Source organism: Pararhizobium sp. P1_E7 (assembly GCF_056405855.1).
Window position 1 is genome coordinate 58753 of the sequence record NZ_JBFUBH010000018.1, and the last position, 25769, is coordinate 84521.

The 25769-nt window shown below is 59.3% G+C and carries 41 protein-coding genes; 9 read left to right on the forward strand and 32 right to left on the reverse strand.

Annotated elements, in window-relative coordinates:
• Nucleotides 1-147 precede the first annotated feature (147 nt).
• Genes AC1D17_RS17405 through fghA form a run of 3 tightly spaced genes read left to right on the forward strand, consistent with a single transcriptional unit; the run spans nucleotide 148 to nucleotide 2170 of the window.
• Nucleotides 148-612 (forward strand): YaiI/YqxD family protein, encoded by a 465-nt coding sequence (locus AC1D17_RS17405; RefSeq protein WP_477566618.1) that lies wholly within the window; start codon nucleotides 148-150, stop codon nucleotides 610-612.
• Between the two features lie 21 nt (nucleotides 613-633).
• Entirely contained in the window at nucleotides 634-1287 is a 654-nt protein-coding gene (locus AC1D17_RS17410; RefSeq protein WP_477566619.1) for a DUF1345 domain-containing protein, read from the forward strand.
• Nucleotides 1288-1336: 49 nt separating this feature from the next.
• The gene (fghA, locus tag AC1D17_RS17415) at nucleotides 1337-2170 is read left to right on the forward strand and encodes an S-formylglutathione hydrolase (protein WP_477566620.1); all 834 of its coding nucleotides are present in this window, start codon (nucleotides 1337-1339) and stop codon (nucleotides 2168-2170) included.
• A gap of 60 nt (nucleotides 2171-2230) precedes the next feature.
• Here the strand turns inward: fghA and AC1D17_RS17420 are convergent, their stop codons facing one another.
• Nucleotides 2231-2542 carry a DUF1883 domain-containing protein gene (locus AC1D17_RS17420; RefSeq protein WP_477566621.1) on the reverse strand — a complete coding sequence of 104 codons (312 nt, stop codon included), beginning with the start codon at nucleotides 2540-2542 and terminating at the stop codon, nucleotides 2231-2233.
• Nucleotides 2543-2752: 210 nt separating this feature from the next.
• Here AC1D17_RS17420 and crcB point away from each other — a divergent pair, with 210 nt between their 5' ends.
• The 4 genes from crcB to AC1D17_RS17440 all read left to right on the forward strand — a co-directional run bounded on the left by crcB (nucleotide 2753) and on the right by AC1D17_RS17440 (nucleotide 5693).
• The gene (crcB, locus tag AC1D17_RS17425; RefSeq protein ID WP_477566622.1) at nucleotides 2753-3130 is read left to right on the forward strand and encodes a fluoride efflux transporter CrcB; all 378 of its coding nucleotides are present in this window, start codon (nucleotides 2753-2755) and stop codon (nucleotides 3128-3130) included.
• 127 nt (nucleotides 3131-3257) lie between these two features.
• Nucleotides 3258-4250, forward strand: a complete 993-nt coding sequence (locus tag AC1D17_RS17430) for an RluA family pseudouridine synthase (RefSeq protein WP_477566623.1) — start codon at nucleotides 3258-3260, stop codon at nucleotides 4248-4250.
• A complete protein-coding gene (locus AC1D17_RS17435; RefSeq protein ID WP_477566624.1) occupies nucleotides 4250-4915 on the forward strand; it encodes an HAD-IA family hydrolase in 666 nt (221 codons plus the stop codon). Before AC1D17_RS17430 ends, AC1D17_RS17435 begins: the two co-directional genes overlap by 1 nt.
• Complete coding sequence (locus AC1D17_RS17440) at nucleotides 4908-5693, forward strand: ATP12 family chaperone protein (protein ID WP_477566625.1); 786 nt, start codon at nucleotides 4908-4910, stop codon at nucleotides 5691-5693. The genes AC1D17_RS17435 and AC1D17_RS17440 overlap by 8 nt, the downstream gene beginning before the upstream one ends.
• 82 nt (nucleotides 5694-5775) lie before the next feature.
• Here the strand turns inward: AC1D17_RS17440 and sugE are convergent, their stop codons facing one another.
• Nucleotides 5776-6090: a quaternary ammonium compound efflux SMR transporter SugE gene (sugE, locus tag AC1D17_RS17445; protein ID WP_477566626.1), complete on the reverse strand. Its 315-nt coding sequence runs from the start codon at nucleotides 6088-6090 to the stop codon at nucleotides 5776-5778.
• Nucleotides 6091-6357: 267 nt separating this feature from the next.
• Here sugE and AC1D17_RS17450 point away from each other — a divergent pair, with 267 nt between their 5' ends.
• Entirely contained in the window at nucleotides 6358-6735 is a 378-nt protein-coding gene (locus AC1D17_RS17450) for a VOC family protein (protein ID WP_477566627.1), read from the forward strand.
• 37 nt (nucleotides 6736-6772) lie between these two features.
• Here the strand turns inward: AC1D17_RS17450 and AC1D17_RS17455 are convergent, their stop codons facing one another.
• Nucleotides 6773-8071, reverse strand: coding sequence for a replication-associated recombination protein A (locus AC1D17_RS17455; protein WP_477566628.1), 1299 nt, complete (start codon nucleotides 8069-8071; stop codon nucleotides 6773-6775).
• Between the two features lie 84 nt (nucleotides 8072-8155).
• A complete protein-coding gene (locus tag AC1D17_RS17460) occupies nucleotides 8156-9448 on the reverse strand; it encodes a DegQ family serine endoprotease (protein ID WP_477566641.1) in 1293 nt (430 codons plus the stop codon).
• Between the two features lie 328 nt (nucleotides 9449-9776).
• Between AC1D17_RS17460 and AC1D17_RS17465 the strand changes: the two genes are divergently transcribed.
• The gene (locus AC1D17_RS17465; RefSeq protein WP_477566629.1) at nucleotides 9777-9923 is read left to right on the forward strand and encodes a hypothetical protein; all 147 of its coding nucleotides are present in this window, start codon (nucleotides 9777-9779) and stop codon (nucleotides 9921-9923) included.
• 355 nt (nucleotides 9924-10278) lie between these two features.
• On the opposite strand, the gene rplQ is transcribed toward AC1D17_RS17465, so the two are convergent.
• The 28 genes from rplQ to AC1D17_RS17605 form a co-directional block, all read right to left on the reverse strand.
• Nucleotides 10279-10704: a 50S ribosomal protein L17 gene (gene rplQ, locus AC1D17_RS17470; RefSeq protein WP_264223943.1), complete on the reverse strand. Its 426-nt coding sequence runs from the start codon at nucleotides 10702-10704 to the stop codon at nucleotides 10279-10281.
• 120 nt (nucleotides 10705-10824) lie between these two features.
• Nucleotides 10825-11835: a DNA-directed RNA polymerase subunit alpha gene (locus AC1D17_RS17475; RefSeq protein ID WP_037100639.1), complete on the reverse strand. Its 1011-nt coding sequence runs from the start codon at nucleotides 11833-11835 to the stop codon at nucleotides 10825-10827.
• 100 nt (nucleotides 11836-11935) lie between these two features.
• Nucleotides 11936-12325: a 30S ribosomal protein S11 gene (rpsK, locus tag AC1D17_RS17480; protein ID WP_018328263.1), complete on the reverse strand. Its 390-nt coding sequence runs from the start codon at nucleotides 12323-12325 to the stop codon at nucleotides 11936-11938.
• A 239-nt stretch (nucleotides 12326-12564) separates the two neighbouring features.
• Nucleotides 12565-12933, reverse strand: a complete 369-nt coding sequence (gene rpsM / locus AC1D17_RS17485; RefSeq protein ID WP_477566630.1) for a 30S ribosomal protein S13 — start codon at nucleotides 12931-12933, stop codon at nucleotides 12565-12567.
• 226 nt (nucleotides 12934-13159) lie between these two features.
• The gene (locus AC1D17_RS17490; RefSeq protein WP_477566631.1) at nucleotides 13160-13756 is read right to left on the reverse strand and encodes an adenylate kinase; all 597 of its coding nucleotides are present in this window, start codon (nucleotides 13754-13756) and stop codon (nucleotides 13160-13162) included.
• A complete protein-coding gene (secY, locus tag AC1D17_RS17495) occupies nucleotides 13753-15093 on the reverse strand; it encodes a preprotein translocase subunit SecY (RefSeq protein ID WP_477566632.1) in 1341 nt (446 codons plus the stop codon). The genes AC1D17_RS17490 and secY overlap by 4 nt, the downstream gene beginning before the upstream one ends.
• Before the next feature lie 256 nt (nucleotides 15094-15349).
• Complete coding sequence (rplO, locus tag AC1D17_RS17500; protein WP_477566633.1) at nucleotides 15350-15820, reverse strand: 50S ribosomal protein L15; 471 nt, start codon at nucleotides 15818-15820, stop codon at nucleotides 15350-15352.
• A gap of 13 nt (nucleotides 15821-15833) precedes the next feature.
• Nucleotides 15834-16037 (reverse strand): 50S ribosomal protein L30, encoded by a 204-nt coding sequence (gene rpmD / locus AC1D17_RS17505; protein WP_477566634.1) that lies wholly within the window; start codon nucleotides 16035-16037, stop codon nucleotides 15834-15836.
• Between the two features lie 13 nt (nucleotides 16038-16050).
• On the reverse strand, nucleotides 16051-16620 hold the full coding sequence (gene rpsE / locus AC1D17_RS17510) for a 30S ribosomal protein S5 (protein WP_060505083.1): 570 nt from the start codon (nucleotides 16618-16620) through the stop codon (nucleotides 16051-16053).
• A 173-nt stretch (nucleotides 16621-16793) separates the two neighbouring features.
• A complete protein-coding gene (rplR, locus tag AC1D17_RS17515; RefSeq protein ID WP_264223946.1) occupies nucleotides 16794-17156 on the reverse strand; it encodes a 50S ribosomal protein L18 in 363 nt (120 codons plus the stop codon).
• 12 nt (nucleotides 17157-17168) lie between these two features.
• A complete protein-coding gene (gene rplF, locus AC1D17_RS17520; protein WP_477566635.1) occupies nucleotides 17169-17705 on the reverse strand; it encodes a 50S ribosomal protein L6 in 537 nt (178 codons plus the stop codon).
• A 43-nt stretch (nucleotides 17706-17748) separates the two neighbouring features.
• Nucleotides 17749-18147, reverse strand: a complete 399-nt coding sequence (gene rpsH, locus AC1D17_RS17525) for a 30S ribosomal protein S8 (RefSeq protein ID WP_037169466.1) — start codon at nucleotides 18145-18147, stop codon at nucleotides 17749-17751.
• Between the two features lie 12 nt (nucleotides 18148-18159).
• The gene (rpsN, locus tag AC1D17_RS17530) at nucleotides 18160-18465 is read right to left on the reverse strand and encodes a 30S ribosomal protein S14 (protein WP_037100611.1); all 306 of its coding nucleotides are present in this window, start codon (nucleotides 18463-18465) and stop codon (nucleotides 18160-18162) included.
• A 31-nt stretch (nucleotides 18466-18496) separates the two neighbouring features.
• Nucleotides 18497-19057: a 50S ribosomal protein L5 gene (rplE, locus tag AC1D17_RS17535; protein WP_477566636.1), complete on the reverse strand. Its 561-nt coding sequence runs from the start codon at nucleotides 19055-19057 to the stop codon at nucleotides 18497-18499.
• Nucleotides 19050-19361 carry a 50S ribosomal protein L24 gene (gene rplX / locus AC1D17_RS17540; protein WP_037169463.1) on the reverse strand — a complete coding sequence of 104 codons (312 nt, stop codon included), beginning with the start codon at nucleotides 19359-19361 and terminating at the stop codon, nucleotides 19050-19052. Before rplX ends, rplE begins: the two co-directional genes overlap by 8 nt.
• A 12-nt stretch (nucleotides 19362-19373) precedes the next feature.
• Nucleotides 19374-19742: a 50S ribosomal protein L14 gene (rplN, locus tag AC1D17_RS17545; protein ID WP_018328276.1), complete on the reverse strand. Its 369-nt coding sequence runs from the start codon at nucleotides 19740-19742 to the stop codon at nucleotides 19374-19376.
• Nucleotides 19743-19980: 238 nt separating this feature from the next.
• Entirely contained in the window at nucleotides 19981-20217 is a 237-nt protein-coding gene (gene rpsQ, locus AC1D17_RS17550) for a 30S ribosomal protein S17 (protein WP_037100601.1), read from the reverse strand.
• Nucleotides 20218-20229: 12 nt separating this feature from the next.
• Nucleotides 20230-20430 (reverse strand): 50S ribosomal protein L29, encoded by a 201-nt coding sequence (gene rpmC, locus AC1D17_RS17555; RefSeq protein ID WP_037100598.1) that lies wholly within the window; start codon nucleotides 20428-20430, stop codon nucleotides 20230-20232.
• Nucleotides 20431-20442: 12 nt separating this feature from the next.
• Nucleotides 20443-20856, reverse strand: coding sequence for a 50S ribosomal protein L16 (rplP, locus tag AC1D17_RS17560; protein ID WP_018239489.1), 414 nt, complete (start codon nucleotides 20854-20856; stop codon nucleotides 20443-20445).
• Between the two features lie 38 nt (nucleotides 20857-20894).
• Nucleotides 20895-21608, reverse strand: a complete 714-nt coding sequence (rpsC, locus tag AC1D17_RS17565; RefSeq protein ID WP_477566637.1) for a 30S ribosomal protein S3 — start codon at nucleotides 21606-21608, stop codon at nucleotides 20895-20897.
• Nucleotides 21608-21997: a 50S ribosomal protein L22 gene (gene rplV / locus AC1D17_RS17570; RefSeq protein WP_018328280.1), complete on the reverse strand. Its 390-nt coding sequence runs from the start codon at nucleotides 21995-21997 to the stop codon at nucleotides 21608-21610. Before rplV ends, rpsC begins: the two co-directional genes overlap by 1 nt.
• Nucleotides 21998-21999: 2 nt before the next feature.
• The gene (gene rpsS, locus AC1D17_RS17575; RefSeq protein ID WP_037100590.1) at nucleotides 22000-22278 is read right to left on the reverse strand and encodes a 30S ribosomal protein S19; all 279 of its coding nucleotides are present in this window, start codon (nucleotides 22276-22278) and stop codon (nucleotides 22000-22002) included.
• A 15-nt stretch (nucleotides 22279-22293) separates the two neighbouring features.
• Nucleotides 22294-23130 (reverse strand): 50S ribosomal protein L2, encoded by an 837-nt coding sequence (rplB, locus tag AC1D17_RS17580; RefSeq protein WP_037100587.1) that lies wholly within the window; start codon nucleotides 23128-23130, stop codon nucleotides 22294-22296.
• An 11-nt stretch (nucleotides 23131-23141) separates the two neighbouring features.
• Nucleotides 23142-23435, reverse strand: a complete 294-nt coding sequence (locus tag AC1D17_RS17585) for a 50S ribosomal protein L23 (RefSeq protein ID WP_037100585.1) — start codon at nucleotides 23433-23435, stop codon at nucleotides 23142-23144.
• Nucleotides 23432-24052 carry a 50S ribosomal protein L4 gene (gene rplD / locus AC1D17_RS17590; RefSeq protein ID WP_477566638.1) on the reverse strand — a complete coding sequence of 207 codons (621 nt, stop codon included), beginning with the start codon at nucleotides 24050-24052 and terminating at the stop codon, nucleotides 23432-23434. Before rplD ends, AC1D17_RS17585 begins: the two co-directional genes overlap by 4 nt.
• 12 nt (nucleotides 24053-24064) lie before the next feature.
• Nucleotides 24065-24745, reverse strand: coding sequence for a 50S ribosomal protein L3 (gene rplC / locus AC1D17_RS17595; protein WP_037169454.1), 681 nt, complete (start codon nucleotides 24743-24745; stop codon nucleotides 24065-24067).
• A 153-nt stretch (nucleotides 24746-24898) separates the two neighbouring features.
• Nucleotides 24899-25207 (reverse strand): 30S ribosomal protein S10, encoded by a 309-nt coding sequence (gene rpsJ, locus AC1D17_RS17600; RefSeq protein WP_003507767.1) that lies wholly within the window; start codon nucleotides 25205-25207, stop codon nucleotides 24899-24901.
• Between the two features lie 297 nt (nucleotides 25208-25504).
• A partial coding sequence (locus AC1D17_RS17605; protein WP_477566639.1) for an EF-Tu C-terminal domain-related protein occupies nucleotides 25505-25769 on the reverse strand: 265 nt, incomplete at its 5' end.

The window sequence follows — 25769 nt, forward strand, 5'->3', positions numbered from 1 at the left end:
GGCCACCGACACTAAGGGGATTGTTATGCCGTGTGGACCTGCGGCGGACCAACCAGGGCAACGACGGAAACATGGGACAGACAATGACGATGCGAGGGCTGGAATGATCGCGCACAGCTTGGCGGCCGCGGCGAGCCGGTCCTAGCCATGTCCGAGCGGCAACCCAGCACCATCTACGTCGATGCCGACGCCTGCCCGGTCAAGCCGGAAATCCTGAAGGTCGCCGAGCGCCATGGCCTGCCGGTCGTGCTCGTCGCCAATTCCGGCCTTCGCCCTTCCCGGGACCCGATGGTGCGCAACGTGATCGTTTCCGCCGGTTTCGACGCCGCCGACGACTGGATTGCCGAACGGGCCGGCGATGGCGATATCGTGATTACCGCCGACGTGCCTCTGGCGGGGCGCTGTGTTGCTGCGGGCGCACAGGTGACCGGACCGACTGGCCGTATCTTCGACAAGGGCAATATCGGCATGGCAACAGCCATGCGGGATCTGGGTGCGCATTTGCGCGAGACCGGCGAAAGCAAGGGCTATAACGCCGCCTTTTCGCCACGCGACCGTTCGGCTTTTCTCGAAACGCTCGACCGGCTTTGCCGCCGAGTCAAACAGCGTTAGAACGAGGCTGAAGGAGTACCTATGAGCAGCACGGACAGGAAGATTGCCCATCGCCGCCATGCCCCTTTCTACGCGGGTGGCGTTTGCGCCGGGATTGCCGCCGTTCTTTGCCTGTTTGCCGTGCCAAAATTCGCGGTGAGCCTCCCGGCCGTCGTTTTCTTTTCCATTTATCTATTGCTGATTGCCCGTCGTATGCCGAAATTGACGGGAGGCTATCTGAAACGCAACGCGGCCGGGACCGACGAGCCCGCGGTGATCATCTTTGCCGTCACGCTTGTTACCGTGGGCGTTTCCACCATTTCATTGTTCCAGGCGCTCAACGCCGGCGACACGGAAACGGTTATCGAACTCGTGGTCGCTTTCGCGTCCGTCGCGCTGGGATGGCTGACCATCCATACGATGGCGGCAATGCACTATGCCCACCGGTACTGGAGCCCGGAGATGGGCGACAACGAGGGCGATGGCCACAGCCTCGATTTTCCCGGCACGAAGGAGCCGTGCGGCTATGACTTCCTCTACTTCGCCTTTGTTATAGGCATGACGGCGCAAACCTCAGACATTGCCATTACCTCGACAGAAATGCGCAAGATCAATCTTGTGCACGCGGTCGTCTCCTTCTTCTTCAACACGGTATTGGTGGCGGCTGCGGTCAACGCGGCGGTATCTCTGGCCTAGCGTCGCGCACGAGACTCGAATGCCGTTTTCAGCTTCAAGGGAGCATAGCTTGAAAGTCCTTTCCCAGAACACCGCCTTTGGCGGCATGCAGGGCGTCTTTTCGCACGATTCACAGGCCTGCGGGGTCGAGATGACCTTTGCGGTCTATATCCCGCCACAGGCGATCACAACGCCCTGCCCGGTCGTCTGGTATCTCTCCGGCCTCACCTGCACGCATGCCAATGTGATGGAGAAAGGCGAATATCGCCGGATGGCTGCCGAACTCGGCCTGATCATCGTCTGCCCCGACACCAGTCCGCGCGGCAGCGACGTTCCCGACGAGCTGACCAACTGGCAGATGGGCAAGGGCGCAAGCTTCTACCTCGATGCCACCGAGGCGCCCTGGGCGGAGAACTACCAGATGTATACCTACATCACCCAGGAGCTTCCCGCTTTCATCGCCCAGCATTTTCGCGTCGACATGGCCCGCCAGGGCATCTTCGGCCACTCCATGGGCGGGCACGGTGCCATGACCATCGCGCTGAAAAACCCGGACCGGTTCAAGAGCTGCTCGGCCTTCGCACCGATCGTCGAACCCTCGACGGCAGACTGGTCGATCGGCGCCTTCGAAAAATATCTCGGCGAGGACAAGACAAGCTGGCGGCAATACGACGCCTGCGCGCTGGTGAAGGACGGCGCCCGCTTCCCCGAATTCCTGATCGACCAGGGCAAGGCCGACAATTTCCTGGAAACGGGCCTGCGGCCATGGCTGTTCGAGGACGCCATCAAAGGCACTGGGATCGGTCTGACCCTGCGCATGCATGAGCGCTACGACCACTCCTACTATTTCATCTCGTCGTTCATGGACGAACACCTGAAATGGCACGCGGAGCGGCTGGCATAGGCGTCAACCACACGGAGTGAAGAACCGCCCCGTCGTGTACGGCGCGGTTCTTTTCATTTTTCAGGATGCGGACTGGAAACGTGGTGGTGCGGCGGTCTCGACGATGCGGATGCTCGATTCGGTTTGCCCGTGATGGCCTTCCATATCGACGACAACATGCCAGTGACCGGATTGCGGGATGACCAGTCGGATCGGTGACTTGCGCGCAACGCCACCGATGAACTGATGCTTCAGCGTTTCCTTGTAGAGCTTAAAGTTGTTGTCGGTCATCAACCGCACATTGGCGACGGCCGACAGGGTGATCTCGATGGTCACGCCTGCGCGCTGTTGCTTCAGGTCGTAATGGGTGAAGCTGAACTTCAGTTTTGTCATTGCAGGCCCGCTTGAAAACAACCTACAGCACCGCGCGTCATTCATGACGCGCAAAGGTCGCTGCAGCATTTTTAATCTCCTGAATATTAGAGATTGCGCGTTAAAAATTGGTTTTCCGCCGGTCTGCCTGTTTGCGGCTGAGGCCTATCGGATGCACCAAAACGACCGGTTCTCTTTTCCCCAACGTCGCTTTCGGCTATGGCATTTTTCATGACACAAATTCTTCTTGTCGCCGCCGGTGGTGCTGTCGGTTCGGTGCTCCGCTACCTCGTCTGGCTTTGGGCCCTGCGCAGCTTCGGTCCTTCGTTTCCGTGGGGAACGGTGACGGTCAACGTCACCGGATCCTTCCTGATCGGTGTTTTCGCCGAGGTGATCGCCCGCAAATTCGGAGCCTCAGCAGAGATGCGCGTGTTCCTGATCACCGGTATCCTTGGCGGCTATACGACTTTCTCGGCCTTCTCGCTCGACGCGATCAACCTGCTCGAACGCGGCGAACCGGTGACGGCGCTGATTTATGTGGCTTCCAGCGTGCTTCTTTCGGCACTCGCCGTGCTTGCCGGGCTGGCCCTTATGCGCACAATGGTCTAAAGGGACCATCTCAGAGCGCTGCGTGTCCATTTCGGACCGGCCTGCTCTGTCATATCAGTCTGCGCAGGGAATTCCGGCCGGCACCATTGCCGGGGCGCTATGGCAATTGGATGCAGGTAGAAACAAGATGGCGGGTATTGAACACAAGCAGGTCGAATCCGACGAGGCAGGCATGCGCCTCGATCGCTGGTTCAAGGTGCATTATCCCGGCCTCGGCTTCGGCCCGCTGCAGAAGCTGCTGCGCTCCGGCCAGGTCCGTGTCGATGGCGGCCGCGTCAAATCCGATACGCGCGTTCAGCCCGGCCAGGTCGTGCGCATTCCGCCGATGGATGTCGATCCGAAGACGAGGACAGGCCCGATCGCCGGCCGTGACCTGCGTCACGCATCCGATCACGAGCTTCTGTCGCGCATGCTTTTGCATGAAGACGCCAAGGTGATCGTTCTCAACAAGCCGCCGGGCATTGCGGTTCAGGGCGGCTCGGGCATCAACCGCCATATCGACGATATGCTGGAAGCCTGGACGAGCCCCAAGGGCGAAAAACCGCGGCTGGTGCACCGGCTCGACCGCGACACATCCGGCGTTCTGGTCATCGCCCGCACCCGCGGTGCCGCTCAGAAGCTGACGGCTGCCTTCCGCGAACGCGATACCAAAAAAACCTACTGGGCGCTGGTCAAGGGCGTGCCGCGTAAGAAGGAAGACAAGATTTCGACCTGGCTGGTCAAGGAACAGACGCCGGACGGCGACCGCATGCGCATCGCCAAGCATGGCGAAGACGGCGCCGATCATGCCGTTTCCTATTACCGGATCATCGAACAGGCCGGCCAGAACCTGACCTGGCTTGAAATGGAACCCTATACCGGGCGGACCCACCAGCTGCGCGTCCACGCCGCCCATATCGGCCACCCGATCATCGGCGACCCGAAATATTTTGGTGCCGAATACAACTGGGCCTTCCCCGGCGGCGTTCAGAACAAGCTGCATCTGCATGCCCGGCGCATCGACATTCCCCATCCGGACGGCGGACGCCTGGTCGTGACTGCGCCGTTGCCGCAACATATGGTCCAGAGCTGGAACCTGATCGGCTTCGACATGGCCAACGCCCAGGAAGCCGACGACTGATGAAACTCGCTCTTTTCGATTGTGACGGTACGCTGGTCGATAGCGCCGGGCTCATCCATGAGGTCATGGCGCGGACATTCGAGGATTTCGGCTTCGAACGCGTCTCGCTGGACGCCACCAAGAGCATTATCGGCCTGACGCTCGATATCGCCATTGCCCGGCTGATGCACCAGCCGCATGTCGATGATCGGGCGCAGGCAATGACGGCGCACTACAAGAAGATCTATGGTGGCGTGCGCGCCGAGATGGATTTCCGCGAGCCGCTCTTTGCCGGTATCGCGCCGCTGATAGCAGCACTTTCGGCGCGCGATGCGCTGCTCCTTGGTGCCGTAACGGGAAAGTCACGGCGCGGACTTGATCAGATCTGTGCAAGCCACGGATATGAAAAGACATTCTTCGTTTCGCGGACGGCCGATGACTGCCCGTCGAAACCGCATCCAGCGATGGTGACCGAATGCTGCGCCGAGGCTGGCGTAGACGCTGAGGATACCGTCGTCATCGGCGATGCGATCTACGACATGCAGATGGCCAAGAGCGCCGGTGCCTCAGCCATCGGCGTCGCATGGGGCTATGCATCGGTTCCCGAGCTCATCGAGGCGGGGGCGGATTACATTGCCCGCACCCCGCACGATATCCTGGACTGGATGGAGACACATCATGCCTGATATTCGCGACGATCTGTCCGCAGCACTGAGCGACCCCGATCCCGTTCGCCGCGCGCAGATACAGATGCACAAGCCGCTGCCAAAGCGGTTCTATACGGCCGTCAGCATCGGCCCGGCGGAAGATGGCGGCCACGCCATCCTTCTCGACGGCCGCCCGGTCCGCACACCGGCAAAGCAGCATCTGACCGTGCCGACCCAGGCGGCGGCCGCACTGCTTGCTGCGGAATGGGATGCGCAGAAAGACGAGATCGACCCGGCGACAATGCCCGTCACCCGGCTGGCCAACACGGCGATCGATGGCGTTTCCAAGGACGTCCGCGCCGTCTTTGACGACATCCTCAACTTTGCCGGAACCGATCTTCTTTGCTACCGCGCAGGCGAGCCAGAAGGTCTGGCACTCCGGCAGGCGGAACGCTGGGATCCGGTGATGACCTGGGCGGCGGAGAAGCTGGGCGCACGGTTTATTCTCGTCGAGGGTATCGTGCATCAGGTTCAGCCGCGTGCCGCCATCAACGGCATCGCCGAGGCGCTACGCGCCTATGCCACGCCGCTTGGCCTTGCCTGCCTGCATACGATCACCACGCTCACCGGCTCGGCCCTGCTCGCCATCGCCTTTGCCGAAAAGCAGCTGTCAGCGGAAGAGGCCTGGGCACTCGCCCATCTCGACGAGGATTGGCAGATCGAGCATTGGGGCACCGACGACGAAGCCTTCCAGCGCCGCGAGAACCGCTGGCGGGAAATGCAGGCCGCGACCGCGACGCTCGACGCCCTGCGCTGATTTCCAAAATCCCGATTGCCCATACAAAACACCCCCGCGCTGCGCCCAGCACGGGGGTGTTTTCCATTCAGCATCCGTAATTTCAGGCCGTCAGCTTCAGCCCGGCAATGCCGGCAATGATCAGCGCGATACAGCCGAGACGAACAGCCGTTGCAGGCTCGGCAAGCAGCACGATACCCAAGATGACGGTACCGACTGTGCCGATGCCGGTCCAGACCGCATAGGCCGTGCCAAGCGGCAGCGTGCGCACGGCAATGCCGAGCAGAACGACGCTCGCTACCATGGAGGCGCCAGTCAGAACTGTTGGCATCAACTTGGTGAAGCCTTCGGTATATTTCAGGCCGATCGCCCAACCGATTTCAAGAATTCCTGCGAGGAAAAGGATAATCCAGGCCATGATTGACTCCGTCTAAAGGAGCGAGGCCGTCCTCGCGGTTGTTTGGGTACCGGCGATAGATGCCGATCCCATGCAGCCGTCTGCACATGCACTCTATGCCATCCCGATTTGACCGTGACAAGTGCTTCTGGTGCATGGCAGCTATCCACGGTTCAACCGCAGGACGTTGAAAGGATTCCCCCGGCAATTTGAACCTCAGGCACGGTTTAGGCTTGTGCGGATGATTCCGAACAGAGAGGATGGACGCGAAACAGGGAGAGTTCCGCAATGTTTGACCATGTGTCGATTGGCGTAAAAGACCTCGATAGATCGCTTCGCTTCTATGACGCGATCCTGACGCCGCTCGGCTACGAGCGGCTTTCGAAAACAGACACGGTGATCGGCTACGGATCGGACCGGATCAGCCTGTGGATCGCGCAGGTCGAAAGGCCGGTGCCCGCCGACCGCGGTTCCGGCCTGCATTTCTGCTTTGTCGCACCCGATTCCGCCGCGGTCGATGCATTCCACGCAGCCGGCATTTCCAACGGCGGTGAAGACAATGGGCCGCCAGGACTGCGGCCGGAATACAGCCAGTTTTACTATGCGGGCTTTATTGTCGATCCCGATGGCTATCGCCTCGAGGCGTTTTTCAAGCTGCCTGAGTGATCAAACATTTTGCTGGGCTGGTAGCGACCAGTCCAGCCTATTCCCTTGCGCTGCGCTCCCGCTTCCGGCGCTGCCAGAACTCCAGGCGCTTCAGCGTCTCGCGCTCAAAGCCGCGCTCCTGCGGTTTGTAAAACCGCGTATCCTCGCTGCGCAGCTCTTCCGGAAAGAATTCCTGTCCGGAAAAGGCATCCGGAAAATCATGATCGTATTTATAGCCCTCGTGATAGCCGAGGTCTTTCATCAGCTTCGTCGGCGCGTTGAGAATGCTCTTCGGCGGTGGGATGGAGCCGGTCTGGCGGGCCATCTCCAGCGCCGCGTCGAAGGACCGGTAACTGGCATTGGATTTTGGCGCGGTCGCGACATAGACGATCGCCTGGGCGATAAACAGCCTGCCTTCCGGCCAGCCGATCCGCTCAAAGGCGGTCCAGGCGGCAATGACCTGCGGCATGGCGTTGGGATCGGCCATGCCGACATCCTCGCTGGCGGCGCACGCCAGGCGGCGAAACAGCGTCGCCGGGTCTTCCCCCGCATCCACCATCCTGGCGCCCCAATAGAGGGCCGCATCGACATCGCTGCCACGCAGGCTTTTGTGAAAGCAGCTCAGCAGATTGTAATGGCCATCCTGCGCCTTGTCGTAGACCGGCATCCGCTTCTGCAAGGCCTTTGAAAGCTGCCCGATGTCGAGATCGCCGGCCTCCCCAAGCGACAGGACATCGTCGGCCAGGCCCACCAGATAGCGCCCGTCCCCATCGGCCATGTTGATCAGCGCCGCTCGCGCATCGTCGGTCAGCGGCAACCGCTTTCCGACGAAATTTTCGACCCGCGCGAGCAGCAGTTCGGACGAGGCGGCATCGAACGGATTGAGCGTGAAAACCTTCAACCGCGACAGCAATGCCGCCACTAGACTGAAGCTCGGATTTTCCGTCGTCGCGCCGATCAGGATGACGGAGCCGTTTTCGACATGCGGCAGAAGTGCGTCCTGGGTGCTGCGGTTGAAGCGATGCAACTCATCGACAAACAATATGGTCTGCCGGCCGATGGTCCGGTTGCTTTTTGCCGTGTCGAAGACTTTGCGCAGATCGGCAATGCCGGACATGACGGCGGAAAGCTGCACGAATTCCATTTTCGCCGAGGTGGCCACAAGGCGCGCGATCGTGGTTTTTCCGACGCCGGGCGGGCCCCAGAGGATGAACGACCCGACCGTGCCACCCGATAGCATACGGGCAATCGGCCCGTTCTCACCCAGAAGGTGATCCTGACCGATGACCTCGTCCAGCGTTTCGGGACGAAGCGCGTCGGCGAGCGGCCTATGTGTGGCCTCATCGAACAGCGTCACGCGCAACTCCTCCCTTAGGATCGGCCGGTCGCAGCCGGGCCGGCCCGCTTATGTCCTTGGGTTCGCTCGAGACCGGCAAAACGATCATCGGAAGAACTGACGGATACGCTGCCCGTCACGCTCGATCTCGACGCGCCACAATGACGGGTCGTCCTTGGTGATGGTTTCAAGCGTCGTCGATTTGTCGATCGGCGTACCGTTGACGGCGATGATGATGTCCTTCGGCTGAAAACCGACCCGTGCTGCCGGCGAGCCGCGATTGATCTGCGTGATCACCACACCACGCGAGGAGGTCGACATATGCAACTCGTCGGCCAGACGCGGCGACAGATTGCCGACGACAGCACCGGCGAAGGGATTGCGTCCCTCGATCAGCCGTTCATCGCGCGGTGATGTTTCCGGTGCTTCTGCCAGCGCAAGCCCGATATCGCGGCTCTTGCCGTTCTCCAGCACCGTGATCTTCGCCTCATGCCCGACGCCGACCGTGGTCAGCCGGTAGCCCAGCGCATCCGGATGCTCCACCGCCACGCCATTGACCGCAACGATCACCTGCCCCGGCTTCATGCCCGCCTTTTCCGCCGGGCCGCCTTCGATGACCGACGTCACCAACGCGCCCCGCGCGCGGTCAAGCCCAAGCGCGTCGGCCACTTCCGACGTCACCGGCTCGAAGCTGGCGCCGATATAGGGGCGCGTGAAGCTGCCATTGCCGCCCTCGGCAGACGCGACAAAGACCTTGACGAGATTGGCCGGTATCGCAAAGCCGACGCCGTTTGAGCCGCCGCCCTTGGAGAAGATGGCTGTGTTGATGCCGATAAGCTCCCCCTTCATGTCGATCAGGCCCCCACCGGAATTGCCGGGATTGATCGAGGCATCGGTCTGAATGAAGAAGCCGAAATCTCCGGAACTGACCTGATTGCGGGCAAGTGCTGAGACAATGCCGCTTGTCACCGTCTGGCCGACACCGAAGGGGTTGCCGATGGCCAGCACCAGATCGCCGACTTCGACGGCATCGGAATCACCAAGCGGCACGGTTTCGAACGGACCGTCGGACTTGATCTTCAGCACGGCGAGATCGAGCCGGTCGTCCTTGAGCATGACGGTGGTTTCGAACTCGCGGCCGTCGGCGAGCGCGATCTTGATGTCATCGGCGCCCTCGATGACGTGGTTGTTGGTGACGACAATTCCGTTTTTGCCGACAATCACGCCGGACCCGAGCGAAGACTGCTTTTCGGAGCGGTTCGGCATCTGCTGGCCGAAGAACTGCTCGAAGAACGGATCGTCGGCGAACGGCGACCGGTTCTGAACAGTCTTCTCGGCATAGACGTTAACCACGGCATTGGCCGTCTGCTTGACCAGCGGTGCGAAGGAAAGCTGCATTTCCGTCTGGTGTTGGGGGACGGCCCTTAGTGCATTGACCGGCTGCGCCTGCGCGGTCGAGGCGGAGAAAACCCCACCGACACCGGGCTCACTCAGTTTTCCCGCAAAGACCAGACCAGCGGCCAGAACGCCAACGGCGCAAAGGGAAACAAACGGATAGACAAAACGCGGCATGAAATCAGTCCCATCGAAAGCAATCTAGCGGACACAGAGATAGGATGTCGGCTGGCAAATGCAAAGCGGCCGATGACAGAAAAAACGCGAGCGTTTTTCCCCGCCCCCTCAGGCACGACTATCATGGCGAGGAGACAACCGGGAAAGCGGGACCATGACTGAGACACCGACAACGGAAGTCTTTCAACTGGCGCAGATGCGCCTGATGATCGCCGCCGCGACCCTTCGGATACTGTTGAAGGCGAACTTCAATCCAAGCCAGCCGCGTATTCCACTAGGCGAACCGGGCGGCGGGCGGTGAACCGACGGCCTTGCCCTGCCCGCATCCTATAAGCCAGGAGATTTCATCGATCTCCGTCGGGAGGAAGGCAAGCGTGGAGCGCACACGATTTTGCACCATGCCGGGAAAACCGACAGCGAACTCGTGGCCAGAATGGGGCCGCCGCTCGGCAGCCATCGACGAAGGCGACGTGACTGAAGAGCAACTTCGTCCGCTTTGGCTACGAAGTCCGGCTGGAGACCTCTTTTTCATCACGGCAACGTCCGTCGAGTGGGTCGCCCATGTGGCAGCGGACATAAAATTGAAAAGGCGAGGCAACTGAAAAAGGCCGGACGATCGCTCGCCCGGCCTTTCAAATATCAATCCGAAGATTGAATTATGCGGCGTCTGCAGCTTCTGCTTCGGCAGCAACGCGTGCGATGTCCTTGGCGCCCTTGGCCGAGGTGTCGCGGTCGACGAATTCAATAACGGCCAGAGCCGCATTGTCGCCGTGGCGGAAGCCAGCCTTCATGATGCGCAGGTAGCCGCCGTTGCGGGTTGCGTAACGGGTTGCGATCGCATCGAACAGCTTGCCGACGACGGCAACGTCGCGGATCTGCGAGATGGCCTGGCGGCGGGCATGAAGGTCGCCCTTCTTGCCGAGGGTCACGAGCTTTTCGACGATCGGACGGATTTCCTTTGCCTTCGGCAGGGTCGTGACGATCTGCTCATGTTCGATGAGCGAAGCAGCCATGTTGGCGAACATTGCCTTGCGGTGGCTGGCGGTTCTGTTCAGCTTGCGGCCGGCTTTCTGGTGGCGCATTGCTATTCTCCTTAATTGCAGGTGCCCTCTGTTTCCGGGCCTGCCGTTTCCTGGCACATACAGGTTCGAAACCTGCTGTTTGACGGGGAAAGGCAGAGGGTTAACCTGCCTTTTTTGTTGTTAGTACTGGTCTTCGTAGCGCTTGGCGAGATCTTCGATGTTCTCGGGCGGCCATGCTGGCACTTCCATGCCGAGGTGCAGGCCCATGGAAGCGAGAACTTCCTTGATTTCGTTCAGCGACTTGCGGCCAAAGTTCGGAGTGCGAAGCATTTCGGCTTCGGTCTTCTGAATGAGGTCGCCGATATAGACGATGTTGTCGTTCTTCAGGCAGTTGGCCGAACGGACGGAGAGTTCCAGTTCGTCGACCTTCTTCAGGAGTGCCGGGTTGAACGCCAGTTCGGTAACGGCTTCTTCTTCGGCTTCCTTCTGCGGTTCGTCGAAATTGACGAAAACGCCGAGCTGGTCCTGAAGGATGCGGGCCGCGAAAGCGACTGCATCTTCACCGGTGACGGAACCATCAGTCTCGATCTGCATCGACAGCTTGTCGTAGTCGAGAACCTGGCCTTCACGGGTGTTTTCCACCTTGTAGGACACTTTCTTGACCGGCGAATACAGGCTATCGACCGGGATGAGGCCGATCGGCGCGTCTTCCGAACGGTTGCGGTCTGCAGGCACGTAGCCCTTGCCGTTGTTGACGGTGAACTCCATGCGGATCTCGGCGCCCTCGTCGAGCGTGCAGATCACATGGTTCGGGTTGAGGATTTCGATATCGCCAACCGTCTGGATGTCACCGGCGGTAACAACGCCCGGACCCTGCTTGCGCACGACCATGCGCTTTGCGTCGTCGCCATCCATCTTGATGGCGATTTCCTTGATGTTGAGCACGATGTCCGTCACGTCTTCCCGCACACCCGGGATCGAGGAGAACTCGTGCAGGACGCCGTCGATCTGCACTGCGGTGACCGCAGCGCCGCGAAGCGACGACAGAAGAACGCGGCGAAGCGCGTTGCCGAGGGTGAGGCCAAAGCCACGTTCCAGCGGCTCGGCAACAAGGCTGACCTTGGTGCGGCCGGAGGACGAGAACTCAACCTTGTTCGGCTTGATCAGTTCCTGCCAGTTTTTCTGAATCATATGTTTTGCCTTCTGTTCGTTGCCACCATTCAATCGTGGCAACCGAGCCTTGAAGCGCCGGGAGAGGTTGCCCCCTCACCGGCTGGATGAATGCGTAAACTTAAACGCGGCGCTTCTTGCGCGGGCGGCAGCCATTGTGCGGGATCGGGGTCACGTCACGGATCGAGGTGATCATGAAGCCGGCAGCCTGCAGGGCGCGCAGAGCCGATTCACGGCCGGAACCCGGGCCGCAAACTTCGACTTCGAGCGTCTTCATGCCGTGTTCCTGGGCCTTCTTGGCCGCGTCTTCAGCAGCCATCTGGGCTGCGAACGGGGTCGACTTACGCGAACCCTTGAAGCCCTTGGAACCGGCCGAAGACCAGGCAATCGCGTTGCCCTGGGCGTCGGTGATGGTGATCATCGTGTTGTTGAACGACGAGTTGACGTGGGCAACGCCCGTGGAAATGTTTTTCCGTTCGCGACGGCGAACGCGTGTGGCTTCCTTGGCCATGGTATACCTTTCGTTGATCTCTGCACCGCCGTAACACCAGCGGCTCCACCGGGCGGAGGAAAAAACCCCTGCCCTGAATTTTCAAGTCATGCGCGAACCGACAAATCCGGCCTGCGCGGCGATATCGTCACTGCCGTAACTCCAGCAGCTCCACCGGAGGGACGCAAAGCACGCCCTTCCGAAACCACAAAAGAGGCCGGCGCCGAGCGCCAGCCTCCGCATTTCCCATTTCAGGGAAATTACTTCTTCTTACCAGCAATCGCCTTTGCCGGACCCTTGCGGGTGCGGGCATTGGTGTGCGTGCGCTGGCCACGAACCGGCAGCGAACGACGATGACGCAGACCGCGGTAGCAGCCCAGGTCCATCAGACGCTTGATGTTCATCGAGGTCTCGCGGCGCAGATCGCCTTCAACCTGATAATCGCGGTCGATTGTTTCGCGGATCTGAAGAACTTCAGCATCCGTCAATTGGTGCACACGACGTTCAGCCGGGATACCGACCTTCTYGACGATTTCCTGTGCGAACTTCGCTCCGATCCCGTGAATGTAACGAAGCGCGATTACTACGCGCTTGCTCGTCGGGATGTTGACGCCAGCGATACGTGCCACGCCTGTTCTCCTTGCTTCCAGTTGCCATCCGGCAATAGGTGCTTCGTTATGCAGCCCTTGACGGGCCGACTGTGAAAGTTCTGTTCGGAACACGTCAAAAGAATCGCGCCCGGACTTCGTCTTTGAAATCCGCGCCGATCCCTTGCATGCAGCGAGTTAGCGCGGTCTTTGAAGGAATCGACTGTAAAAGTCAACTCCCCGGCAGTCCTTTTTCAAGAACTGCCTTTTAGGCGTCGGCCGAAGCCGAAGCCAGAATTGCGTTGATCTGGGAGGTAACGGTCTCAACCGGCGCCATGCCATCAACTGTCTTCAACTCGCCGGTTACAGCATAGTGCTGCGACAGCGGCGCCGTCTTCTCGCGATATTCGACAAGACGCTTCTTGAAAGCTTCCGGATTATCGTCGGAACGAACCTTGCCGCCAGCGGCAAGGGTTTCTGCTACGCGATTCTCGATGCGCCGTACAAGCGCATCTTCATCCACCTTCAGTTCGATAACCGCATCAAGCCGCAACCCCTTGTCGGCAAGCATCCTGCCAAGGGCAACAGCCTGCGGAACGGTGCGCGGATAGCCATCGAGAATGAAGCCCTTCGCACAGTCGGCCGAATCAATCCGATCGGAAACGATCTCGTTGACAATCTCGTCGGAAACGAGCTGCCCGGCATCCATGACAGCCTTGGCCCGTTTGCCGACGTCCGTCTCGGCCTGGACGGCGGCCCGCAGCATATCACCCGTGGAAAGCTGCGGAATACCGTATTTTTCCGTCAGAAGCTTGGCCTGTGTTCCTTTGCCAGCTCCCGGCGGTCCTAAAAATATTAGTCTCATCGGCCCCTCTTTCCTCCACGCAGCTTTGATTTCTTGATCAGCCCCTCATACTGCTGGGCAATCAGGTGACCCTGTATCTGTGCTACAGTATCAAGGGTAACGCTGACAACAATCAAAAGCGACGTACCACCAAGGTAGAACGGCACGCCGGTCTGCGCGATCATAACTTCGGGCAGAATGCAGACGAACATCAGGTAGATCGCGCCGAGCACGGTGATGCGCGTCAGCACGTAGTCGATATATTCGGCGGTGCGCTCGCCCGGACGAATGCCGAGGATAAAGCCGCCATGCTTCTTCAGATTGTCGGCCGTGTCCTTCGGGTTGAAAACGATGGCCGTGTAGAAGAAGGCAAAGAACGCGATCATCGCACCATAGAGCACCATGTAGAGCGGCTTGCCATGACCAAGGGATGCGACAACGGTCGTTGCCCAGCCCGGCAGTGCCGCACTGTTGGCAAAGCCTGCGAGCGTTGCCGGCAAAAGCAGCAGCGACGATGCGAAGATGGCCGGAATGACGCCCGACGTGTTGAGCTTCAGCGGCAGGTGCGAGGTGTCGCCCTGGAACATCTTGTTGCCGACCTGGCGCTTCGGATACTGGATCAAAAGCCTCCGCTGGGCACGCTCGACGAAGACGATCAGCGCGATCACAGCAACGACCATGACGATGATGGCGAGGATGAGCGGCGTCGACAGAGCGCCGGTACGGCCAAGCTCGAGCGTTCCGGCAAGTGCTGTCGGCAGATGGGCGACGATACCAGCGAAAATGATCAGCGAAATGCCGTTACCGATGCCGCGCGACGTGATCTGCTCACCGAGCCACATCAGGAACATCGTGCCGCCGAGAAGCGAAATAACGGTCGAGATACGGAAGAACCAGCCCGGATCGACGACGAGACCGTTGCCGCTCTCAAGGCCGACTGCGATGCCGTAGGCCTGCAGCGTGCCAAGCAGCACCGTGCCGTAGCGGGTGTACTGGTTGATGACCTTGCGGCCCTGCTCGCCTTCCTTCTTCAACTGCTCAAGCGACGGAACCACGGAGGTCATCAGCTGAACGATGATGGAAGCGGAAATGTAAGGCATGATGCCGAGCGCGAAGATCGCCATACGCGAAACGGCGCCGCCCGAAAACATGTTGAAAAGACCGAGGATGCCGCCGCTCTGCCCGGCAAACGCCTGCGCAAAAGCTTCCGGGTTCAGGCCTGGCAGCGGAATATAGGTGCCGAGGCGATAAACCAGAAGCGCGCCAAGGGTAAACCAGAGGCGGCGTTTCAGATCTTCGGCTTTTGCGAAAGTCGCAAAATTCAGGTTGGAGGCGAGCTGTTCCGCTGCAGAAGCCATGCAATTCTCCGCGTAGCCAATTCGGAACCCGCGGGAAAACCCGGTCAGATCCGGAAAAGCTATCTTCTTTTTATGAAAACCGGTTTGGAAACGACTGCATCTGCAATCACGCTCCTCACCGTGGTTCCCGATCAATATTCTGCGCCGGACGAATCCGGCCGCGCAATCCGCCCATTGGTCATACGGGCCGTGAGGCTCTCATATGGGAGCAAAACCGCCCGGTGTGAAGCACCCCGGGCGGTTCATCAGCAACTAATTATTCAGCAGCGCCCGAAAGCAGCTTGACAGAACCGCCAGCCTTTTCGATCTTTTCGATCGCAGGCTTGGAAGCGCCGGCAACTTCGATCGTTACCTTTGCCTTCAGTTCGCCATCGGCCAGAACGCGAACGCCGTCCTTGGCACGGCGGATAACGCCGGCAGCCGTCAGGGCAGCAGCATCGACGGTCTTGGAAGCATCAAGCTTCTTGGCGTCGATTGCGGTCTGGATACGGCCGAGCGACACAACAACGAAGTCCGAACGGAAGATGTTGTTGAAGCCGCGCTTCGGCAGACGGCGGTAGATTGGCATCTGGCCGCCTTCGAAGCCGTTGATAGCAACGCCCGAACGAGCCTTCTGACCCTTGACACCGCGGCCGGCAGTCTTGCCGGATCCGGAGCCGATACCACGGCCGAGACGCTTGCGGTTCTTGGTCGAACCTTCGTTGTCTTTGATTTCATTCAGTTTCATGATGGTATCCCCCTCACTTCTCGTCGACGACGCGAACGAGGTGCTGGAYGGCCCGGATCATGCCGCGAACGGAAGGAGTGTCTTCCAGAACGCTAACCCGGTGCATCTTGTTGAGACCGAGACCGATCAGCGTTGCGCGCTGGACGGCTGGGCGGCGAATGGGGCTGCCGATCTGTTCGACCGCAACCGTCTTCTTTGCAACTTCTTTCTTAGCCATTGTTCAGGCTCCCTTATTCTTCGGAAGCAACGCCGGCGGATACGCGGCGGCTCTGCAGAGTGGCATACTTCATGCCGCGCTGAGCTGCGATATCCTTCGGGTGCATCTGGCTCTTCAGGGCGTCGAACGTGGCGCGAATCATGTTGTACGGGTTCGAAGAACCAGTCGACTTCGCAACAACGTCATGCATGCCGAGCGTTTCGAAAACGGCGCGCATCGGACCACCGGCAATGATACCGGTACCGGCCTTGGCAGCACGCAGCAGAACCTTGCCTGCGCCGTGACGGCCATGAACGTCGTGATGAAGCGTGCGGCCCGAGCGCAGCGGAACGAAGATCAGTTCGCGCTTGGCAGCTTCGGTGGCCTTACGGATGGCTTCCGGCACTTCACGTGCCTTGCCATGACCGAAGCCAACGCGGCCCTTCTGGTCGCCGACGACGACGAGAGCAGCAAAGCCGAAACGACGGCCGCCCTTGACGACTTTTGCGACGCGGTTGATTGCTACGAGCTTGTCAACGAATTCGCTGTCGCGCTCCTCGCGGTTCTGGCGATCGTCGCGAGAACCTCTTTTTTCTTGTGCCATTGTCCTTTTCCTTTTTCTTTTCCGGGTGCAATCGGCAGATTGACAAAAAGTCGCCCCGCCCCCTTCAGGGAGCGGAAGCGACGCGCTTATAAAAGCGTTTCGATGATCCGTCCAGACATGTCCGGACGCCAATCATTCGAAAAATGAGGCAGCCCTTTGGGGCTGCTTCGGCATCAGAAGTTCAGGCCGCCTTCGCGGGCTGCCTCGGCGAGCGCCTTGACGCGGCCGTGATAGATGAAGGCGCCACGGTCAAAGACGACGTCCTTGACACCAGCCTTCGAGGCGCGCTCTGCGAGGAGCTTGCCAACGGCAGCGGCAGCTGCCGTGTCAGCGCCCGTCTTAAGCGACGAACGCAGATCCGTGTCGAGTGTCGAGGCAGACGCAACGGTCTTGCCAGCAACATCATCGATAACCTGTGCGTAGATGTTCTTCGACGAGCGATGAACGGACAGGCGCAGACGGCCATTGGCCACTGCCTTGACTTGACGGCGCACGCGAGCGGCGCGACGCACAAGTGTATCTTTCCTTGTAGCCATTTCGCGTGATCCTTACTTCTTCTTGCCTTCTTTGCGGACAATCCGCTCGCCGGCATACTTGACGCCCTTGCCCTTGTAGGGCTCGGGGCCACGGTATTCGCGGATTTCCGCGGCAACCTGGCCGACCTGCTGCTTGTTGATGCCGGTGACGACGATTTCCGTCGGCTTCGGCACAGCAATCGAGATGCCTTCAGGAGTCTGATAGACCACGTCATGGCTGAAACCGAGTGCCAGCTGCAGGTTCTTGCCCTGAAGCGACGCGCGGTAACCGACGCCGTTGATTTCGAGCTTGCGCTCGAAGCCGTCCTTGACGCCCTTGAAGATGTTTTCGATCATCGTGCGGGACATGCCCCACTTGGAACGAGCATCCTTGGACTGGTCAACGGGGGTCACCGACACCGCGTTGTTGTCTTCCAGCTTTACGACGACTTCGTCGTTAGCAACGAAGAAGAGTTCGCCTTTCGGGCCCTTTGCAGTCACTGTCTGGCCACTAACCGTGGCCGTGACGCCTGCAGGAACCGGAACGGGCTTTTTACCGATACGAGACATATTTCAAACCTGTCTGTCCGTTATGGAGATCACTGCTGCCGTATTAGAATACGGAGCAGAGAACCTCGCCACCAACGTTCTGTTCGCGTGCCTGATGATCGGCCATCACACCCTTCGGAGTCGAAAGGATGGTGATGCCGAGACCGTTCGCGACCTGCGGAATGGACTTGACCGAGACATAAACCCGGCGGCCCGGCTTCGATACGCGGCCGATCTCACGGATCACCGACGCACCTTCGTAGTATTTCAGTTCGATATTCAGCTCAGCCTTGCCGTTGCCGAATTCGGTTTCCGAGTAACCGCGGATGTAGCCTTCAGCCTGAAGGACATCCAGAACGCGTGCGCGCAGCTTGGAAGCCGGAGTGGAAACACTCGACTTGCGGCGTGCAGCACCGTTGCGGATACGGGTGAGCATATCGCCCAGCGGATCAGTCATTGCCATGTACCCGTCTCCTTACCAGCTCGACTTAACAATGCCCGGCACCTTGCCGAAATTGCCAAGTTCACGAAGCGCAATACGCGACATCTTGAGTTTGCGATAATATGCGCGCGGACGACCAGTCACTTCGCAACGGTTGCGAACGCGGGTCTTGGAGCCGTCACGCGGGAGGCTGGCCAGCTTCAGAGTAGCCTTGAAACGCTCTTCGATCGGAAGAGACTGGTTCATGATGGTTGCCTTCAGGGCTGCGCGCTTCGACGCATCCTGGGCAACCGACTTACGGCGGCGATTGTTCTTTTCAATTGCGCTCGTCTTCGCCATTCAACTTAATCCTTCTGCTTGTCGTTACGGCTTACTGGCGAAACGGGAAGTTGAACTCTGTGAGCAGAGCGCGTGCTTCGTCGTCGTTCGTTGCCGTCGTGCAAACGATGATGTCCATGCCCCACATCTGATCAACCTTGTCGTAGTTGATCTCCGGGAACACAATGTGTTCCTTGACACCCATGGCGAAGTTGCCACGGCCGTCAAAGCTCTTCGGATTCAGGCCGCGGAAATCTCGAACGCGCGGAAGCGCGATGTTGACCAGGCGGTCCAGGAATTCGTACATGCGAACGCCGCGCAGGGTAACCTTTGCGCCGATCGGCATGCCTTCGCGCAGCTTGAAGCCGGCGATGGAGGTGCGGGCCTTGGTGATGACCGGCTTCTGGCCAGCGATGGCTGCGAGGTCTGCTGCAGCAACCGTAGGCTTCTTCGAATCAGCCGTCGATTCACCAACACCCATGTTGATGACGATCTTGTCGAGACGCGGGATCTGCATGACGTTTGCGTAGGAGAACTTCTCCTGCATCGCCTTGGTGATGCGCTCAACATATTCCGTCTTCAGACGGGGTTCATACTTCTTGGTGTCAGCCATCGATCGACACTCCCGAACGCTTTGCAACGCGAACCTTCTTGTCGCCGTCGATCTTGAAACCGACGCGAGTCGGCTTGCCGTCCTTAGGGTCGGCGATCGCGATGTTCGACAGGTGAATCGACGCTTCCTTGTTGATGATGCCGGCTTCCTGGCTCTGGGTCTGGCGCTGGTGACGCTTCACCATGTTGACGCCACGCACAACAGCCCGGTCTTCCTTAGGCAGAACCTGGAGAACTTCCCCAGAACGACCCTTGTCCTTGCCGGTCAATACGACGACCTTGTCGCCCTTGCGAATTTTTTGCATCTCAATCGCTCCTTACAGTACTTCTGGAGCCAGCGAGATGATCTTCATGTGGTTCTTGGCGCGAAGTTCGCGCGGAACCGGTCCGAAGATACGGGTGCCGATCGGCTCTTTCTTGTTGTCGATAAGAACAGCTGCGTTGTTATCGAACCGGATGACGCTGCCGTCCGGACGACGGATGTCCTTGGCGGTGCGAACAACAACCGCCTTCATCACATCACCCTTCTTGACGCGGCCGCGCGGAATAGCTTCCTTGATCGAAACGACGATAATGTCGCCGACCGAAGCGTACTTGCGCTTGGAGCCGCCCAGCACCTTGATGCACATGACACGACGTGCGCCGGAATTATCCGCCACGTCGAGGTTTGTTTGCATCTGAATCATGTCAGGTCGCCTTCTTGTTGTGACCGGACCGGTTGGGCCAACCTCATCAGATTGAGGGCCCCCTGTTCCAGCTTCTAAATTTCTGTTCTCGCGCGGGATCGATCGTTGCCAGGGTGGTTTCCCAAACAGGACCTTCCGTGCGCTCAAAGCAAAAGAACGCTCGCAGTCGAGCGTTCTTGCGCTGCTTCATACAGATTTTCGCAGCCGACGCAAGGGCCGGATGCGAAACTCTTAAGAATTAGGCCTGAACGGAGACAACCGTCCAGGTCTTGTCCTTGGAGATCGGCGCGCATTCCTCGATGGAAACCTGGTCGCCGACCTTGTACTGGTTGTTCTCGTCATGCGCCTTGTACTTCTTGGACCGGCGAACGGTCTTCTGGAAGATCGGGTGCGCGAAACGACGCTCGACACGGACCACGACGGTCTTATCGTTCTTGTCGCTGACGACTGTGCCCTGCAGAATGCGTTTTGGCATATTCTTAGATCCTTAAGCCTTGGCTTCTGCCGCCTTCTGGCGGGCAATGGTTTTGACGCGCGCAATGTCCTTGCGGACTTCATTGATGCGCGACGACTTTTCGAGCTGGCCTGTGGCCTTCTGGAAGCGCAGGTTGAACTGCTCTTTCTTCAGCTTGGCAAGCTCTTCGTTGAGCTGATCGGCGCTGAGCGCGCGGACGGTATCGGCTTTCATGGGCTTTACTCCTTACTCTGCAATGCGCTGAACGAAGCGCGTCTTGACAGAGAGTTTCGCAGCACCAAGGCGAAGCGCCTCACGGGCGAGTTCTTCGCTGACGCCGTCGATTTCGAACATCATTCGGCCGGGCTTGACCTTGCAAGCCCAATATTCGACCGAACCCTTACCTTTACCCATGCGGACTTCGGTCGGCTTTGCCGTGACCGGTACGTCTGGGAATACGCGGATCCATACGCGGCCGGCACGTTTCATGTGACGGGTGATCGCACGGCGGGCCGCTTCGATCTCGCGTGCGTTTACGCGGTTCGGCTCCTGAGACTTCAGGCCGAATTCACCGAAAGCAAGGTCGGAACCGCCCTTGGCAACGCCCTTGATGCGTCCCTTGAACTGCTTGCGGTACTTAGTGCGCTTTGGCTGCAACATTTTTTTAATTCTCCGATATTAGCTGCCAGGAACGACTGTTACGCGTTTTCGCGACGACGGCTGTTGCTGCTGGGGCCCTGGGCATCTGCCTCGGACGAACGACGCTCGGAAGCCATCGGATCGTGTTCGAGGATTTCGCCCTTGAAGATCCAGACCTTGATGCCGCAGATACCGAAAGCGGTCTTGGCTTCAGCCACACCGTAGTCGATGTCAGCGCGAAGCGTGTGCAACGGCACGCGGCCTTCACGGTACCATTCGGTACGGGCGATTTCAGCACCGCCGAGACGGCCGCCGCAGGTGATCTTGATGCCTTCGGCGCCAAGACGCATTGCGGACTGAACAGCGCGCTTCATCGCACGGCGGAAAGCCACGCGGCGCTCGAGCTGCTGAGCGATCGACTGGGCGACGAGCGTCGAGTCGACTTCCGGCTTGCGCACTTCAACGATGTTGAGGTGCGTTTCCGACTTGGTCATCTCGCCGATCTTCTTGCGCAGCTTTTCGATGTCTGCGCCCTTCTTGCCGATGATCAGGCCCGGGCGAGCCGAGTGGATCGTAACGCGGCACTTCTTGTGCGGACGCTCGATGACCACCTTGGCGATACCGGCCTGCTTCAGCTCTTCCATGACGTAGGCACGGATCTTCAGGTCTTCGTGAAGAAGCTGACCGTATTCTGCGTTGTCCGCGAACCAGCGGCTATCCCAGGTACGGTTGATGCCGAGGCGGAAGCCGACTGGATTGATCTTCTGACCCATTATGCGGCCTCCCCTTTAGCTTCGACTTCGCGAACAACGATCGTCAGATGCGCGAAAGGCTTTTCGATACGCGATGCACGGCCACGGCCACGAGCGTGGAAACGCTTCATGACGATGGACTTGCCAACGTATGCTTCGGCAACGATCAGGCTGTCGACGTCGAGATCGTGGTTGTTCTCTGCGTTTGCGATCGCAGATTCCAGCGTCTTCTTGACAGTGTCCGAGATCCGCTTGCGCGAAAACTCGAGTTCGGCCAGAGCCCGGTCGACCTTCTTGCCGCGGATCATCGCAGCTACCAGGTTGAGCTTCTGGGGGCTGACGCGGATCGTGCGCGCGATTGCCTGCGCCTCGTTATCCTTCAGCCGGCGTTCGGCTTTTGCCTTGCCCATAATTACTTCCTCTTTGCCTTCTTGTCCGCACCGTGACCGTAATAGGTCCGGGTCGGAGAGAATTCACCGAACTTGTGACCGATCATGTCTTCGTTGACACTGACCGGAACATGCTTGCTGCCATTGTAGACGCCGAACGTGAGACCGACGAACTGCGGCAGGATGGTGGAGCGACGGCTCCACATCTTGATCACTTCGTTACGGCCGCCTTCACGAACCTTCTCAGCCTTCTTGAGAAGATAGCCGTCAACAAACGGACCTTTCCATACTGAACGAGTCATTGGAGACTTCCTCTCTTACTTCTTACGCTGATGACGCGAGCGCATGATGAACTTGTCGGTCGACTTGTTCGAGCGCGTCCGCTTGCCCTTGGTGGGCTTACCCCAAGGCGAAACCGGATGACGGCCACCCGAGGTACGGCCTTCACCACCGCCGTGCGGATGGTCAACAGGGTTCATGACGACGCCGCGAACGTGCGGACGCTTGCCACGCCACACCGAACGGCCGGCCTTGCCGTCGTTGATGTTGCCGTGGTCCGGGTTGGAGACTGCACCGACCGTTGCAAGGCAGGAGCCATGCACCAGGCGCTGTTCGCCAGACGACAGGCGAAGGATCGCCATGCCCTGGTCACGACCGACCAGCTGAACGTAGGCGCCAGCGGAACGGGCGATCTGCCCGCCCTTGCCCGGCTTCATCTCGACGTTGTGAACGATCGAACCAACCGGCATGTACTGAAGCGGCATGGTGTTACCCGGCTTCACGTCAACCTGCTTTTCCGAAGCGATCACCTTGTCGCCGGCAGCAAGGCGCTGCGGAGCGATGATGTAGGCCTGTTCGCCGTCCGCATAGTTGATCAGCGCGATGAACGCCGTGCGGTTCGGGTCGTATTCGAGACGTGCAACCGTGCCTTCAACGTCGAACTTGCGACGCTTGAAGTCGATCAGACGGTAAGTGCGCTTGTGACCACCGCCCTGGAAACGCACGGTGATGCGGCCAGTGTTGTTACGACCGCCCTTGGAGGACAGGCCTTCGGTCAGCGACTTGACCGGCTTGCCCTTGTGCAGGCCGGACCGGTCGACGATGACCAGCTGACGCTGGCTCGGGGTGGTCGGATTGAAACTTTTCAATGCCATTGTTCTATTCCTCAGAGTCCGGTGGAGACGTCGATGGTCTGACCGTCAGCGAGCGTGACGATAGCCTTCTTGACGTCCTTCTGCCGGCCAGCGAAGCCGCGGAAGCGCTTCAGCTTGCCCTTGCGGACCAGCGTATTCACAGCCGTAACCTTGACGCCGAACAGCGCTTCGATCGCAGCCTTGATTTCAGGCTTCGACGCACCCTTGGCGACGTTGAAGATGATCTGGTTCTGTTCAGAAACCAGCGTCGACTTTTCGGTGATCGACGGAGCGAGGATCACATCATAGTGGCGAAGGTCAGTCATTTGAACCGCTCCTCAAGAGCTTCAACTGCTGCTTTGGACAGGACGAGCTTGCCGCGGCGCAGAATGTCATAAACGTTGATGCCCTGCACCGGCAGAACGTCCACATTCGGGATGTTCTGAGCTGCGAGCTTGAAATTGCTGTCGAGTTCGGCGCCGCCGATGAACAACGCATTGGTCAGGCCGAGCGTTGCGAATGCGCCGGTCAGCACCTTCGTCTTGGCTTCAGCAGCAACCAGGCTGTCAACGATGATCAGCTCTTCGGCACGAAGCTTAGCGGACAGCGCATGGCGCAGGCCGAGAGCACGAACCTTCTTGGGCAGGTCATGGGCGTGGCTGCGAACAACCGGGCCGTGAGCCTTACCACCGCCGCGGAACTGCGGAGCACGAGCCGAATGGTGACGAGCGCGGCCCGTACCCTTCTGCTTGAACATCTTGGCGCCGGTGCGCGCTACTTCTGCGCGGCCCTTGGCCTTATGCGTACCCTGCTGCTTCTTGGCGAGCTGCCAGCGAACGACGCGGGCAATGATATCTTCGCGCGGCTCGAGGCCGAAAATCGCGTCGGACAGGGAAACCTTACCGGCCTCTTTGCCCTCGAGTGTGGTGACGTTGAGATCCATGATCTGGCCCCCTTACTTGGCTGCGCGCACAGCGGCAGGACGCGGAGCGTCAGCCGGAGTGCCGGACTTGATGGCGTCGCGAACGACGATCCATGCGCCCTTGGAGCCGGGTACGGCGCCCTTGACGAGGATCAGACCGCGGTCTTCATCGGTGGAGACCACTTCCAGGTTCTGGGTGGTGATGCGTGTCTGACCCATGTGGCCAGCCATGCGCTTACCCTTCCAGACGCGGCCCGGATCCTGGTTGGAACCAGTCGAACCATGCGAACGGTGCGATACGGACACGCCGTGCGTTGCACGCAGACCGCCGAAGTTGTGGCGCTTCATAGCACCGGCAAAACCCTTACCGGCAGATGTACCGGTAACGTCGACGAGCTGGCCGGCGACGAAATGGTTTGCAGTGAGTTCGGCGCCGACATCGATCAGATTGTCCGACGAAACGCGGAACTCAACGACCTTGGCCTTCGGCTCTACGTTGGCGGCAGCGAACTGACCACGCAACGGCTTGCTCGTGTTCTTGACCTTGGACTGGCCTGCACCGAGCTGAACTGCGGTGTAGCCATTCTTGTCTTCTGTGCGATGGGCTACCACTTGGCAGTTTTCCATCCGCAATACTGTAACTGGGATATGCTCACCAGCGTCGTTATAGACGCGGGTCATCCCAATTTTCTGTGCAATCACACCTGAACGCATTGGTTCATTCCTCTTAAGAGTTAGCGACGGAGAGAACCCCGTTGCATCTCTGGTTTAAGGTTTCCCTTGAGATCACCCACCTTGTGAGCGGAAGATTGGGGGTCGCCCGTTTTTGGAAGCCGTTGGACCGAAATCCACGTACCTTCCTTGTTTTTAAAGCTTGATTTCTACGTCTACGCCGGCAGCGAGATCGAGCTTCATCAGCGCGTCAACGGTCTGCGGTGTCGGATCGACGATATCGAGGAGACGCTTGTGGGTGCGCATCTCGAACTGTTCACGGCTCTTCTTGTCCACGTGGGGCGAGCGGTTGACCGTAAACTTTTCGATCCGCGTAGGAAGCGGCACCGGACCACGAACCGAAGCGCCTGTGCGCTTGGCCGTCGAAACGATTTCCCGCGTGGAGGCATCAAGAATCCGGTGATCAAACGCCTTGAGGCGGATACGGATATTCTGGCCGTTCATTCGAGTTATCCTTGTTGTTGTTAGCGAACGCCCAAATGAGGCAGTTCGTTAGTCGTTTCCGGGTGCTGATGCTTCAAAGAGCACAAAGAGCAAATCGCTCTCTGTCCGATTCTGCAATTCGACCCGCCACATATACGGAATCGGCGTCCGACACAATGACCGAACGCCCACGCAAGCACGTTTTTTCGCACTTGCGTCATTTCGAGAGGCATACGCGATGAAACGCATGCTTCGACCAACAAAATGATCGAGGAAGCGGCACCTATGACGCGCCGCTTCCCAACCGAGTAAAATTAATTACTCGACGATGGACGCGACGATGCCGGCGCCGACGGTGCGGCCGCCTTCGCGGATAGCGAAGCGCAGCTTTTCTTCCATGGCGATCGGAACGATCAGCTCAACGGCAACGGTGACGTTGTCGCCAGGCATAACCATTTCCGTGCCTTCCGGAAGCGACACGATGCCGGTCACGTCCGTCGTGCGGAAATAGAACTGCGGACGGTAGTTGGTGAAGAACGGCGTATGACGGCCGCCTTCTTCCTTCGTCAGGATGTAGGCTTCA